12 protein-coding genes are annotated in these 13,121 nt (G+C 68.1%); 8 read left to right on the forward strand and 4 right to left on the reverse strand.

Annotation, left to right across the window (positions count from 1 at the left end; genetic code table 11):
* Positions 1 to 4: 4 nt before the first annotated feature.
* Both A5758_RS18795 and marP read left to right on the forward strand, forming a co-directional pair.
* Positions 5 to 829 (forward strand): CoA pyrophosphatase, encoded by an 825-nt coding sequence (locus tag A5758_RS18795; protein WP_067743005.1) that lies wholly within the window; start codon positions 5 to 7, stop codon positions 827 to 829.
* 11 nt (positions 830 to 840) lie between these two features.
* A complete protein-coding gene (gene marP, locus A5758_RS18800) occupies positions 841 to 2,034 on the forward strand; it encodes an acid resistance serine protease MarP (RefSeq protein WP_156622701.1) in 1,194 nt (397 codons plus the stop codon).
* Here marP and A5758_RS18805 read toward each other — a convergent pair.
* Positions 2,027 to 2,980 (reverse strand): alpha/beta fold hydrolase, encoded by a 954-nt coding sequence (locus A5758_RS18805; RefSeq protein ID WP_067743011.1) that lies wholly within the window; start codon positions 2,978 to 2,980, stop codon positions 2,027 to 2,029. The genes marP and A5758_RS18805 overlap by 8 nt on opposite strands.
* Positions 2,981 to 3,508, reverse strand: a complete 528-nt coding sequence (locus tag A5758_RS18810) for a phage holin family protein (RefSeq protein ID WP_067206247.1) — start codon at positions 3,506 to 3,508, stop codon at positions 2,981 to 2,983. It abuts the gene before it with no gap.
* A gap of 350 nt (positions 3,509 to 3,858) precedes the next feature.
* On the opposite strand from A5758_RS18810, the gene A5758_RS18815 reads away from it, so the two are divergent.
* Entirely contained in the window at positions 3,859 to 4,557 is a 699-nt protein-coding gene (locus A5758_RS18815; protein WP_156622702.1) for a serine protease, read from the forward strand.
* A gap of 5 nt (positions 4,558 to 4,562) precedes the next feature.
* Here the strand turns inward: A5758_RS18815 and acs are convergent, their stop codons facing one another.
* A complete protein-coding gene (acs, locus tag A5758_RS18820; RefSeq protein ID WP_067743014.1) occupies positions 4,563 to 6,521 on the reverse strand; it encodes an acetate--CoA ligase in 1,959 nt (652 codons plus the stop codon).
* Between the two features lie 116 nt (positions 6,522 to 6,637).
* On the opposite strand from acs, the gene A5758_RS18825 reads away from it, so the two are divergent.
* Positions 6,638 to 7,180, forward strand: coding sequence for a DUF4232 domain-containing protein (locus A5758_RS18825; RefSeq protein ID WP_197503976.1), 543 nt, complete (start codon positions 6,638 to 6,640; stop codon positions 7,178 to 7,180).
* A 1-nt stretch (position 7,181) separates the two neighbouring features.
* Here A5758_RS18825 and A5758_RS18830 read toward each other — a convergent pair whose 3' ends face one another.
* Entirely contained in the window at positions 7,182 to 8,000 is an 819-nt protein-coding gene (locus tag A5758_RS18830; RefSeq protein ID WP_067743017.1) for a hypothetical protein, read from the reverse strand.
* Positions 8,001 to 8,075: 75 nt separating this feature from the next.
* Between A5758_RS18830 and A5758_RS18835 the strand changes: the two genes are divergently transcribed.
* The 4 genes from A5758_RS18835 to A5758_RS18850 are packed head-to-tail and all read left to right on the forward strand — an operon-like array spanning position 8,076 to position 13,105.
* Complete coding sequence (locus A5758_RS18835; protein WP_156622703.1) at positions 8,076 to 9,707, forward strand: ABC transporter substrate-binding protein; 1,632 nt, start codon at positions 8,076 to 8,078, stop codon at positions 9,705 to 9,707.
* A gap of 2 nt (positions 9,708 to 9,709) precedes the next feature.
* Positions 9,710 to 10,636, forward strand: coding sequence for an ABC transporter permease (locus A5758_RS18840; RefSeq protein ID WP_067204676.1), 927 nt, complete (start codon positions 9,710 to 9,712; stop codon positions 10,634 to 10,636).
* Positions 10,629 to 11,492 (forward strand): ABC transporter permease, encoded by an 864-nt coding sequence (locus tag A5758_RS18845; protein ID WP_067204673.1) that lies wholly within the window; start codon positions 10,629 to 10,631, stop codon positions 11,490 to 11,492. The genes A5758_RS18840 and A5758_RS18845 overlap by 8 nt, the downstream gene beginning before the upstream one ends.
* Positions 11,489 to 13,105: an ABC transporter ATP-binding protein gene (locus tag A5758_RS18850; protein WP_067743089.1), complete on the forward strand. Its 1,617-nt coding sequence runs from the start codon at positions 11,489 to 11,491 to the stop codon at positions 13,103 to 13,105. Before A5758_RS18845 ends, A5758_RS18850 begins: the two co-directional genes overlap by 4 nt.
* The last annotated feature ends 16 nt before the right edge of the window (positions 13,106 to 13,121 follow it).

The raw sequence follows: 13,121 nt of genomic DNA on the forward strand, positions 1-13,121 counted from the left end.
CCCCGTGAGTGTTGGGGGTACGCCCCTACCCGCGGGAGGTGGGAACCCCACCCGCGAGCGCGGGACGGTGGCGCTTAGCCCCGACGCCTCCCCGCCGTGGCTGCGCCCCCTGGTCGACAACGTCGAGCGGATGCCGGACGCGTACCGGCGCCGGCTGCCGGCCGACGTGCTGGCGATGATCACCGGCAAGGCCGCGTCGTCTTTGTCGGCGATGCGCGGCAGCGGTCGCGAAGCCGCGGTCTTGGTGCTGTTCTCGGGCCCGGAGTCCGCGCCGGCCGACGGCCGCATCCCCGACGGCGCCGACCTCCTGGTCACCGTGCGGGCCTCGACCTTGCGCCACCACGCCGGCCAGGCGGCGTTTCCCGGCGGCGCCTCCGATCCCACCGATGACGGCCCGGTGGCCACCGCCTTGCGCGAAGCCCAGGAGGAAACCGGAATCGACGTGTCGCGGTTGCGTCCCTTGGTCACGATGGAGCGCACGTTCATTGCGCCGTCGCGGTTTCACGTCGTCCCGGTGCTGGCCTACTCGCAGGATCCCGGTCCGGTGGCGGTCGTCAACGAGGCCGAAACCGCGATCGTGGCGCGAGTTCCGTTGCGCGCCTTCATCAACCCGGCCAACCGGCTGATGGTCTACCGGGGTGACCTCGGCCGCCGGTGGGCCGGACCGGCGTTTCTGCTGAACGAGATGCTGGTCTGGGGATTCACTGGCCAGGTGATCTGTGCGATGCTCGACGTCGCCGGCTGGGCCCAGCCCTGGGACACCACCGACGTCCGCGAGCTGGACGCGGCGATGGCGCTGGTCGGCGAGCAGGGCGGTCCCCCCCGATGAACATGAACTCGATGACCCCGTCACAGTGGCTTGACGTGGCCGTGCTGTCGGTCGCCTTCATCGCGGCCGTATCGGGCTGGCGTTCCGGCGCGGTGGGGTCGCTGTTCTCGTTCGTGGGTGTGTTGCTGGGCGCGATCGCGGGCGTGCTGCTGGCGCCCCACCTCGTCAGCCACATCGCCGCGCCCCGGGCCAAATTGTTCGCCGCCCTCTTCCTGATCCTGGCGCTGGTCGTCGTCGGCGAGGTCGCGGGAGTAGTGCTCGGGCGGGCGGTTCGCGGCGCGATCCGCAGCCGCGCCATCCGCACGGTCGACTCGTTCATCGGGGTAGGCGTCCAGCTCGTGGTGGTGTTGACCGCGGCGTGGTTGTTGGCGACGCCGCTGACCCAGTCCAAGGACCAGCCCGAGCTGGCCGCCGCGGTCCGCGGCTCGCGGGTGCTGGCCCAGGTCAACGAGGTCGCCCCGCCGTGGCTGAAGACGGTGCCCAAGCGGTTGTCGGCGCTGCTGAACACCTCCGGCCTGCCCGCGGTGCTGGAGCCATTCAGCCGAACTCCGGTGATTCCGGTCGCCTCGCCCGACCCCGCCCTGGCCAACAATCCGGTCGTGCAGGCCACCGCGCCGAGCGTCGTCAAGGTGCGCAGCCTGGCGCCGAGCTGCCAGAAAGTGTTGGAGGGCAGCGGATTTGTGATCGCCCCCGACCGGGTGATGACCAACGCGCACGTGGTGGCCGGTTCCAACAGCGTGCAGATCTACGCCAGCGGCAGTCCGCTTGATGCCACCGTGGTGTCCTACGACCCGTCGGTCGACGTCGCCATCCTGGCCGTCCCCAACCTGCCGCCACAGCCCTTGGCGTTCGCCCAGGCGGAGGCGAAAACGGGCACCAGCGTTGTGGTGCTGGGGTATCCGGGTGGCGGCAACTTCACCGCGACCCCGGCCCGCATCCGCGAGGTCATCAAACTCAGCGGCCCCGACATCTACCGCGACCCCGCGCCGGTCACCCGTGACGTCTACACCATCAGAGCCAATGTGGAGCAAGGCAATTCGGGCGGACCGTTGATCGATCTGGACGGTCACGTGCTCGGCGTGGTGTTCGGCGCGGCCGTCGACGACCCCGACACCGGTTTCGTGTTGACGGCCGACGAGGTGGCCAGTCAGCTCGCCAAGATTGGTGACTCCCAGCAGGTGACCACGGGGGCCTGCGTCAGCTGACCACGGAGTCGAGGAACTTCATCAAGTGCCGGTTGACTTCCTCGGGCATCTCTTCATGGCTGAAATGCCCTGCGCCGGTGATGGATACGTACCGGCCCTGTGTGGCATAACGCTGCGTCCGGTCGACCGGGTCGGCCAGCACGTAGGGATCGGCGTCGCCGCGCAGGTGTAGCAGCGGCACGCTGAGCCGCTGGCACATCGACTTCATGAATCGTCGGCCCTCGTCGCGCAATTGGCTGCGCACCGCCCAGCGCTGGTATTCCAGCGCGCAGTGCGCGGCCGACGGAATCTGGATGGCCGTCCGCAGGTAACCGATTGATTCGGAAAAGTCTTCGGAAGCAAGCCATTTGGCGGAGCTACGGCTACGGACCAGGCGTTCGATCTCGGCCCCGTTGTCACGGGTAAGCAGGCGCTCCGGCCAGATCGGCACCTGGTAGCGCAGCAACGTCGGCAACAGTGCGTATCCCTGGTCGCGCCGGGTCAGCGTGGACCGGCGCATCGCCGCCGGGTGCGGCGAGCTGATCAGCGCGATAGCCGACACCAATCGGGCGTGCAGCAGCGCGGTGGCCCAGCAGGTCAGCCCGCCGTCGGCGTGACCGACCAGCGTCGCCGACGAGTGCCCCAGCGCGCGAATGAGGCCGGCCGTGTCGCCGGCCAGCGTCCAGCCGTCGTAGCCGCGGGGCGGCTTATCGCTGCCGCCATAGCCGCGCAGGTCGACCGCTACCACCCGCGCCCCGGTCAGTCCCCGCAATTGATGACGCCACGACCACCAGAACGAACCGAAACCGTGCAACAGCATCACCAGCGGCCGGGCTGTGGGCGGTGCGGTCGTGTCCGCGCCGGTGGGTAGTGCCTCGACGACGTGGAACCGGATGCCGTTGGCGTGAACGTCCAAATGGCGCCACGGCCCGTCGATGCGGGTTACCGACGGATCCGGCGGGGCCATTTACCAACCCGATGGATCGGTTTCGGGCATTTCGTGTCTGCCACGCTCGGCGAGCTGCTTGGGGGCGCCCTGTGCCTTGTCGTGGCCCGGGGTGAGCGCCGTGCGCGTCTCCTTGACCGATTCGATTGTCTCCCGCGGTCCCCGGATCCGGCGCACCTTGAGGAAGCCGAGCAGGGCCAGCAGCGCCCCGACCACCACCTGGACCGCGAACACGATCAGGAACGCCACCCAGCGCCACAGCCAGGTGTCGAGCAGTTCGGCGACGAAGAAGAAGAAAAAGAAGGTGGAGTAGAACAACACCACCAGCGCGGCGATGAAGAAGACGCTACCGGTCAAGCCCTTTTTGACGTCCCGGGTGATCTCCGCCCGCGCCAGTTCGACCTCGGCGCGCACCAGCGTGGAGACCTGGGTGGTGGCGTCCTTGATCAGGTCGCCGATCGAGGGCTCGGCGGGCCGGGCGTGCGGGTCGGTCAGGGGGATCGTGGTCAGGGTGCTGGGCACACCGTTCTTGCCATCGGGTTTGCTCACAGACGGTCCCCTCTTTCGTCACTGCCCGGCGCTGTCGTCGCGGTTCATGTTGCCATGCGGCGCCATGCCAGACGAGGCCAGCCGAAGGCGGCGGGCGGCCCGGCGCCTGTCGGAGGTCGACCGGCGGCGACGCGAGGGCGTTCAATCAGATGCCCATGCGGACGATTTCCAAACTTCTAGAGTGTCAGTGAGCCGCCAGGCCGTGGGTTTCATTCCGCTCAGATGCGCAACGGGCACAACGGGAGCGGTCGATGCGAACCGGTGGCGGCGCTGGGCACGGCGAACGGGATGCCCGGCCGACTAGACTGGTCAAGCCGGTCCGGGTCCGGCCTGTCGATGGGAGTGGTGCTGTGCAGACGGCGCACCGGTGCTTCGTGGCGGCAATGGCGGCGGTGCTCCTGGTCCTGGTGGGCTGCCCCGCTCGCGCCGCGGCCGCCGATGTCCGGATCCCGATGGGCGGCGGCGCCGGCATCGTCATCAACGGGGACACGATGTGCACCCTGACGACCATCGGGGGCGATGCCGCCGGTGAGCTGATCGGTTTCACCTCCGCGCACTGTGGCGGTCCGGGCGCGCAGGTCGCCGCCGAGGGTGCCGAGAACGCGGGCGTCCTGGGCACCATGGTGGCCGGCAACGACAACCTCGACTACGCCGTCATCAAGTTTGATCCCGCCAAGGTGACGCCGACGGCCAACTACAACGGCTTCGCGATCAATGGCCTCGGCCCGGATCCGGCCTTCGGTGAGATCGCCTGCAAGCAGGGCCGGACCACCGGAAACTCGTGCGGCGTCACTTGGGGGCCGGGCCAGGACCCGGGGACCATCGTCATGCAGGTTTGTGGCCAGCCGGGGGACTCCGGGGCGCCGGTGACGGTGAACAACCTGCTGGTCGGCATGATCCACGGGGCGTTCAGCGACAACCTGCCGACCTGCGTCATCAAGTACATTCCGCTGCACACGCCTGCGGTGGTCCAGTCGTTCAACGCGGTCCTGACCGACATCAACGCCAAGCACCGGCCCGGTGCCGGGTTCACGCCCCTACCGGCCTGAGGCCGCTACTTCGAGGCTTGGATCGCGTCGAAGACGCCGGGGTCGAGCAGCGTCGACGTGTCACCCAGTTCGCGGTTCTCGGCGATGTCGCGCAGTAGCCTGCGCATGATCTTCCCGCTGCGAGTCTTGGGCAACTCTGGCACCACGTGGATCTCACGCGGCTTGGCGATAGGCGAGATCTCCCGGGCCACCTCGGCGCGCAGCTCGTTGACGACCCCGTCGTGCACCTCGTACTCGGCGCACAAGACGACGAACGCGCAGATGGCTTGGCCCGTGGTCTCGTCGGTCTTTGCGACCACCGCGGCCTCGGCCACCCCGTGGTGGCCGACCAGCGCAGACTCCAATTCGGCACTCGAGAGCCGATGCCCCGACACGTTCATCACGTCGTCGATGCGGCCCACCACCCAGATGGCGCCGTCGCGGTCGTAGTAGGCGCTGTCACCAGCGAAATACCAGCCCTGCTCGGCGAACCTGGACCAGTAGGTCTCGGCGTATCGCTCGGGATCACCCCAGATGCCGCGCAGCATGGACGGCCACGGCTGGTCCAACACCAGGTAGCCGGTGACGTGCTCGCCCTTGTGGACGCCCGGCACCAGTTCGTCGCCGTGGTCGTCGACGATCTTCGCCGAGATGCCCGGCAGCGCCCGCATCGCCGAGCCCGGTTTGGTCGCGGCGACGCCGGGCAGCGGGGAGATCATCGCGGCGCCCGTTTCGGTCTGCCACCAGGTGTCGACGATGGGGAGCTTCTCGGCGCCAATCACCTTGCGGTACCAGCGCCACGCCTCGGGGTTGATCGGCTCGCCCACCGTGCCCAGCAGCCGCAGGCTGGACAGGTCGTGCGCGTCAGGGATCTCCCGACCCCACTTCATGAAGGTGCGGATGAGCGTGGGCGCGGTGTAATAGATTGTCACGCCGTACTTTTCGATGATCTCGAAATGCCGGTGCTGGGTGGGCGAGTCGGGTGTGCCCTCGTAGAGAACCTCGGTGGCGCCATTGGACAGCGGTCCGTAGACCCCGTAGGTGTGCCCGGTGACCCAGCCGATGTCGGCGGTGCACCAGAACACGTCCGTCTCGGGCTTGAGATCGAAGACGTAGTAGTGCGTGTAGGAGCTCTGGGTCAGGTATCCGCCGCTGGTGTGCACGATGCCTTTGGGACTTCCGGTGGTGCCGGAGGTGTACAGCAGGAACAGCGGCTGCTCGGCGTCGAAGGGCTCCGGGGCGTGTTCGGCTGACGCGGCGTCGACGACGTCGTGCCACCACAGGTCGCGATCGTCGTTCCACGACACGTCAATCCCGGTGCGCTGCACCACCAGAACGCGCTCGACGGGACTGTCACCGTCCGCACCCGACGCGACCGCCTCGTCGGCCGCGTCCTTCAGCGGTGCCGGCTTGCCGCGGCGGAACTGCCCGTCGCTGGTGATCAGCAATTTGGCCTGCGCGTCGGCGATCCGGGCCCGCAGCGCCTTCGCGGTGAAACCGGCGAACACGACGCTGTGCATGACGCCGAGCCGGGCGCAGGCCAGCATCGCGATCACCGCCTCGGGAATCAGCGGCATGTAGATCGCGACCCGATCACCGGCGACCAGGCCCAGGTCGGTCAGCGCGTTGGCCGCCTTGCACACCTGCGCCTGCAGGTCGGCGTAGGTCAGGCTGCGGCTGTCGCCGGGCTCGCCTTCCCAGTGGATGGCGACGCGGTCGCCGTGGCCGGCCTGAACGTGGCGGTCCACGCAGTTGTAGGCGACGTTGAGCTTGCCGTCGGCGAACCACTTGGCGAAGGGTCGCTGCGACCAGTCGAGCACCTCGGTGAACGGCGTCGACCAGGAGAGCCGATTGGCCTGCTTGGCCCAGAAGGCCAGCCCGTCCTCGTCGGCCTCGCGGTACAGCTCCTCACCTGCATTGGCCTGTTCGGCGAACGCCGGCGGCGGGGGATACGACGACGGGCCTACGGCGTCTGTGGCGGTCACTGGCTTCCTCCTGGTGTCGAGGCTCGTCAATCGTCAGAGAGCCTAGCCCCACAAGGTGAAAAGCGAAGCTGCAAATCAAAGGTCAAAGCCGGCCCTCGTAGCGGATAATCACCCGTGTGCCCGGTCACGGGCGGCGCAACCGCCGACTACCTCCCAGCTTCGCCGCGGCCGCAACGGGTTACGCGGCCACCGCCATGCTGGGTTCACCGGCGTGGGCCATGCCGACCGACACCGCCGACGCGCCGACCCCATGCTGGTCGGACCAGATCGCCGTCGCCGCCTCGCCGACGCAGGCCGCGGTCGGCCACCGCGCGGCGACCCTGGTGTTCAGCCTCGCCGGGGGCGCGGAGCCCTGCACGCTGACCGGGTACCCCGGGGTCGACTCGGGCGCGGGCGGGCCGCTCATACACGCCCAGCCCACGCTGCGCGGCTACATGGGAGGCCTGCCGGACGGCGCCGAGGTGCCGCCCACCGTCATCCTGTCCCTCTCCACCCAGGCACAGGCCATCGTTGAGGGCATCGCTATCGACGCCAACGGCGAGCCCTGCCCCACCTATACCGAGCTGCTGGTCAACCCGCCGGACACGACCGTGGTGCTGACCGTGCCGGCCGCCATCGACGCCTGCGCGTTGCAGGTGCACCCCGTCACGCCCGTCTGAGTCACGAGTCGGCCCTCGCCAGGCAGTAGACGCGCGCCGGGACGGGGTAGCCGATGCCCTTGGAACCTTGCGGGCATTGCGTCTTGTCGGTGCTCCCGTCGATGCGTTGCACGACTTTCACCTGCGGGGCTCCGGAATGCGGCTGACAGTCGTCGAGACGCATCGTCATGTCAGTGTCAGCGGCATCCAAGCTCGGTACCCGGTAGCACTGCCCTTCTTTGAGGTTGAAGGCGAAGCACAGGATCGAATCATCGTCCGTGAAACGGTCGTACACGGAGTGATCGCGTTTGCCGTCGGGACACGTCGCCGAGGGGCCGCCTTTGAAGGCGAGCTCATAGACAGCCGCGGGGTTGGCGCAGTCATTGTCCGGCCGGGACGCGAAATGCTCTGCCTTGAAAGTCGATTCATTCACGCACTCGCCCACCTGCATCGACGTGTTACGGGACCGCTCAGCTTGGCTTGACACGGCGCGCGCAGCGTGGAAGAAGAGGTTCAGCCCGCCCAGCCCCAGCAGGACGATACCGATGGTGATCAGCGTGGTGGCCGACTTGCCCGCGGTCGGCCGGGGCGGCACGGCGGGCGGGTAACCCGGATAGGGCGGCGGAGCGGGATACGGGCCCGGATACCCCATGGCCGGTGGCGGTGGCGGTGGATACGGATAGCCGGGGTGGTACGGCGGCGGGAACTGTCGACGCCTGCGCGAGCGCTCCCGCAGGCCAATGATCAGACACACCAATCCGGCTGCCGGAAGGCCGAACGCGAACATCATTTGCCCCGCCAGCACACCCGGTCTCTCCGAAGCCAGATACGCGACAGTCACGAGGGGATTCTAGGTTGACGAGCCCGGCGCGGGCACTTCACCGACCGGGGGTCGCAGGCCCTAGGGTCGGGTGTCATGCGTCGGATGCGGGCCTTTGCGACCAGTGTGGTCGTCGCCGGGCTGCTGGCGGCCGCGTCGCTGACGGGTTGCGGCGGCGGCGCGTTGACCCCTGAGTCGGTGGTGGTGAACGGTGGTGAACCGCCGAACCCGCTGATTCCGACCGCCACGAACGACAGCCTCGGAGGGCGCATCCTGGATCGGCTGTTCGCTGGTTTGGTGTCTTATGACGCCGCCGGCAAACCGTCGCCGGAAGTGGCGCAGTCGGTCGAGACAACCGACAACATCAACTACCGAATCATTCTCAAGCCTGGCTGGAAGTTCACCGACGGCTCTGCGGTGACGGCGCATTCGTTCGTCGACGCGTGGAACTACGGGGCGCTGAGCACCAATGCCCAACTGCAACAAAGCTTTTTCAGCCCGATCGTCGGGTACGACGAGGTCGCCGGCCTGACGGGAGGCGGAAAGCCGGCCCGGTCCACCATGTCCGGGCTGCAAGTGGTCAACGATCTCGAGTTCGACGTGCGGCTCAAGGCGCCGACCGTCGACTTCACGTTGCGGCTGGGACACAATGCTTTCTATCCGTTACCGGACATGGCTTTTCGGGACATGGCCGCGTTCGGCCGCAACCCGGTCGGCAACGGCCCGTATGAGTTGGCGGACGGTCCCGACGGGCCGGCCTGGGAACACAACGTTAAGATCGACTTGAAACCCAACCCCGACTACCACGGCAATCGCAAGCCCCACAACAAAGGTTTGAGGTTCGAGTTCTACGCCAACCTGGACACCGCCTATGCCGACCTGCTGTCCGGCAATCTCGATGTGCTGGACACGATTCCGTCCAGCGCGCTGACCATCTACCAGCGTGACCTGGGGGGCAACGCCGCCAGCGGGCCCGTCGCGGTCAGCCAATCTCTCGACACGCCGTTGCGCTTGCCGCACTTCGGGGGCGAAGAAGGTCGACTGCGCCGCTTGGCGTTGTCGGCGGCCATCAACCGGCCGCAGATCTGTCAGCAGATCTTCAACGGCACCCGCAGCCCCGCCCGTGATTTCACCGCCAGCTCGTTGCCTGGCTTCGATCGGAACATCCCGGGCAATGCCGCATTGGACTTCAACCCCGAACGGGCACGCCAACTCTGGGCGCAAGCCAACGCGATCTCGCCATGGCGCGGGCGGTACTCCATCGCATACAACGCCGACAGCGGCCATCAAGAGTGGGTGGACGCGGTGGCCAACAGCATCAAGAACGTGCTGGGCATCGACGCCGTCGGCGCGCCGCACCCCACGTTCGCGGGCTTCCGCACCCAGATCACCAACCGCACCATCGATACCGCGTTCCGCGCGGGCTGGATCGGCGACTACCCGTCGATGATCGAATTCCTGGCTCCGCTGTACGCCACCGGGGCGGGATCCAATGACGTCGGGTACTCGAGCCGGGAATTCGACGCCGGGCTGGCCGCCGCCGAGGCCGCACCCAACCTGCAGCAAGCGGATGTGCTGGTCAACGAGGCCCAACTAATCCTGTTGCACGACATGCCTGCCGTGCCGCTGTGGTACTACATCGCGGTGGTCGGATGGTCGCCGCAGGTCGGTAGCGTCAAGCTCACCTGGAACGGTCTGCCCGACTACGAGAACATCGTCAAGGCTTGACAGTGGGTTGGTACATCGCGCGCCGGATCGCCGTCATGGTGCCCGTCTTCCTCGGCGCCACGCTGCTGATCTACGGCATGGTGTTCCTGTTGCCGGGTGACCCGGTGGCCGCGATGGCCGGGGACCGGCCGCTGACGCCCGAGGTCGCAGCGCAACTGCGGGCCCGCTATCACCTCGACGATCCGTTTCTGGTGCAGTACCTGCGCTACCTCGGCGGCGTCGTGCACGGCGACTTGGGCCGTTCCTACTCCGGACTGCCGGTGAGTGATGTTCTCGCACACGCCTTTCCGGTGACCGCGCGGCTGGCGTTGATCGCCCTGGCCGTCGAGGCGGTGCTGGGCATCGGCTTCGGCGTGATCGCCGGACTGCGCACGGGGGGAGTCTTCGATTCAGGCGTGCTGATCGCCGGGCTCGTCATCATCGCGATCCCCATCTTCGTGCTGGGGTTCCTTGCCCAATTCGTTTTCGGGGTGAGATTGGGCATCGCACCGGTCACCGTGGGGGAGCGGTCGACGTTCGGGCGCCTGCTGCTACCCGGCATCGTGCTGGGCTCGGTGTCGTTCGCCTATGTGGTGCGGCTGACCAGATCCGCGGTGGCCGCCAACGCGTACGCCGATTACGTCCGCACCGCTACCGCCAAAGGGTTGTCCCGGCCGCGCGTGGTGACGGTGCACATCCTGCGCAATTCGCTGATCCCGGTGATCACTTTCCTGGGCGCCGACCTGGGCGCGCTGATGGGCGGAGCCATTGTGACGGAGGGCATCTTCAACATCCACGGCGTGGGCGGTGTGCTGTATCAGGCCGTCACCCGGCAGGAGGCGCCGACCGTGGTGTCGATAGTCACGGTGCTGGTGCTGATCTACCTGATCACCAATTTGGCGGTGGACCTGCTGTACGCCGCGCTGGACCCGAGGATCCGGTATGGCTGAGCGATCGGGTTTTTGGCGCGACACGTGGCGCGGGCTGCGCGGCCGCCCGAAGTTCGTCATCGCCGGCCTGCTGATCCTGTTCATCGTTGCGGTCGCGATGTTTCCGGCGTTGTTTACCGGGGCCGACCCCAGCTACGCCGACCCCAGCCAGAGCCTGCTTCCGCCGTCGCGCGCGCACTGGTTCGGCACCGACCTGCAGGGCCACGACGTCTACGCCCGCACCGTCTACGGCGCGCGGGCATCGGTCACCGTGGGCTTGGGGGCCGCCCTGGTCGTCTTCGTCGTCGGCGGTGCGCTCGGCGCACTGGCCGGGTTCTACGGCGGCTGGATCGACGCGGTGGTCTCCCGCATCAGCGACGTGTTCTTCGGCCTGCCGCTGCTGCTGGCCGCCATCGTGCTCATGCAGGTCATGCACCACCGCACGGTGTGGACCGTGATCGCCATCCTCGCCTTGTTCGGCTGGCCGCAGATAGCCCGCATCGCGCGAGGATCGGTGCTCGCGGTGCGCACCAGCGATTACGTGCTCGCCTCGAAAGCACTGGGGCTGAGCCGCTTTCAAATTCTGCTGCGCCACGCAATGCCCAACGCCCTTGGTCCGGTCATCGCGATGGCCACCATCGCCCTGGGCGTTTTCATCGTCACCGAGGCCACGCTGTCCTACCTGGGCGTCGGACTGCCGACGTCGGTGGTGTCCTGGGGCGGCGACATCAACCTCGACCAGACGCGGTTGCGGGCGGGCTCGCCCATCCTGTTCTATCCCGCCGGCGCACTGGCGACCACGGTGCTGGCCTTCATGATGATGGGCGACGCGTTGCGCGACGCCCTCGATCCGGCGTCGCGAGCGTGGCGGCCATGAACGACACGCCGCTGCTGTCAGTCGAGGGCCTCAAAGTCAGCTTCGGCGATCACGCCGCCGTGCGCGGCGTCGACTTCGCCGTCTTGCCCGGCCGCACGGTCGCGGTGGTGGGCGAGTCGGGATCGGGGAAATCCACCACGGCGGCGGCGATCCTCGGGCTGCTTCCCCCCGGCGGCCGAATCACCGCCGGGCGCATCGTCTTCGACGGATCCGACATCGCCCGGGCCGACCGCCGGACACTGCGCTGCATCAGGGGCCGCGAGATCGGCTACATACCCCAAGACCCGATGACCAACCTCAACCCGGTTTGGAAGGTCGGCTTCCAGGTTTCGGAAGCGTTGCGGGCCAACACCTCCGACCGACGGGCGCGGCGGCGCGCGGTGGAGCTGCTCGGGCAGGCGGGCATGCCGGACCCGGCGAGACAAGCGGGTCGCTATCCGCATCAGCTGTCCGGCGGCATGTGTCAACGGGCCCTGATCGCGATCGGGCTGGCGGGACGGCCGCGGCTGCTGATCGCCGACGAGCCGACGTCCGCGCTCGACGTCACCGTCCAGCGCCAGGTGCTCGACCACCTGCAGGGGCTCACCGCGGAACTCGGCACCGCGCTGCTGCTGATCACCCACGACCTGGCGCTGGCCGCCGAACGCGCCGAGTCCGTCGTCGTGATGCGCGAGGGCGTCGTGGTGGAATCCGGTGCGACGCAGTCGATCTTGCGGGAGCCGCAGCACGAGTACACGCGGCGCCTGGTGGCGGCCGCGCCGTCGCTGACGGTGCAGGGCCCGGCCCGGCCGCGTCCGGCGGATCGCGGGGCGTCCGACGACATCCTGGTCGCCTCGGAGCTGACCAAGGTCTACCGCGAGTCGCGCGGCGCGCCGTGGCGGCGAGCGGAATTCCTTGCCGTCGACGGGGTTTCGTTTCGGCTGCGGCGGGCGAGCACGCTGGCGATCGCCGGTGAGTCGGGTTCGGGCAAGTCCACCCTGGCGCAGATCGTGCTCGGCCTCCTGCCGGCGAGCTCGGGCACGGTCGTTTTCGACGGCACCCGCATCGACGACTCACTGAGCCGGGATCAGCAATTGGCCTTCCGGCGGCGGGTGCAGCCGGTCTTCCAAAATCCTTACAGCAGCCTGGATCCCATGTACACGGTGTTTCGTGCCATCGAGGAACCGCTGCGCGTCCACCGCGTCGGCGACCGCGGGCAACGCGAGCGAGTGGTGCATGAACTCGTCGACCAGGTGGCGCTGCCGTCATCGGTTCTGGGGCGACTTCCCCGGGAGCTGTCGGGTGGCCAACGGCAGCGGGTCGCGATAGCCCGGGCGCTGGCGCTGCGGCCCGAGGTGCTGGTCTGCGACGAGGCGGTCTCCGCGCTCGACGTGCTGGTGCAGGCGCAGATCTTGGATTTGCTGGCCGAGCTGCAGACCGAACTGGGCCTCACGTACTTGTTCATCAGCCACGACCTGGCGGTGATCCGGCAGATCGCCGACGACGTCTTGGTGATGCGCGCCGGTCGGGTGGTAGAGCAGTCCGCCACCGACGAGCTGTTCACCCGGCCCCGGCACGAATACACCCGCCGGCTGCTGGAGGCCATCCCGCACGCACCGACATCCGATCATTGAAGCCGGGATAGGTTGG

The organism is Mycobacterium sp. 852014-50255_SCH5639931, from assembly GCF_001665605.1.
GTDB lineage: Bacteria > Actinomycetota > Actinomycetes > Mycobacteriales > Mycobacteriaceae > Mycobacterium > Mycobacterium paraffinicum.

Bases quoted from the DNA above. Each gene is read 5' to 3' on its own strand.
- A5758_RS18850 (WP_067743089.1), top strand. From the start codon at position 11,489: ATGAACGACACGCCGCTGCTGTCAGTCGAGGGCCTCAAAGTCAGCTTC.
- A5758_RS18835 (WP_156622703.1), top strand. From the start codon at position 8,076: ATGCGTCGGATGCGGGCCTTTGCGACCAGTGTGGTCGTCGCCGGGCTG.
- marP (WP_156622701.1), top strand. From the start codon at position 841: ATGACCCCGTCACAGTGGCTTGACGTGGCCGTGCTGTCGGTCGCCTTC.
- A5758_RS18805 (WP_067743011.1), bottom strand. From the start codon at position 2,980: ATGGCCCCGCCGGATCCGTCGGTAACCCGCATCGACGGGCCGTGGCGC.
- A5758_RS18845 (WP_067204673.1), top strand. From the start codon at position 10,629: ATGGCTGAGCGATCGGGTTTTTGGCGCGACACGTGGCGCGGGCTGCGC.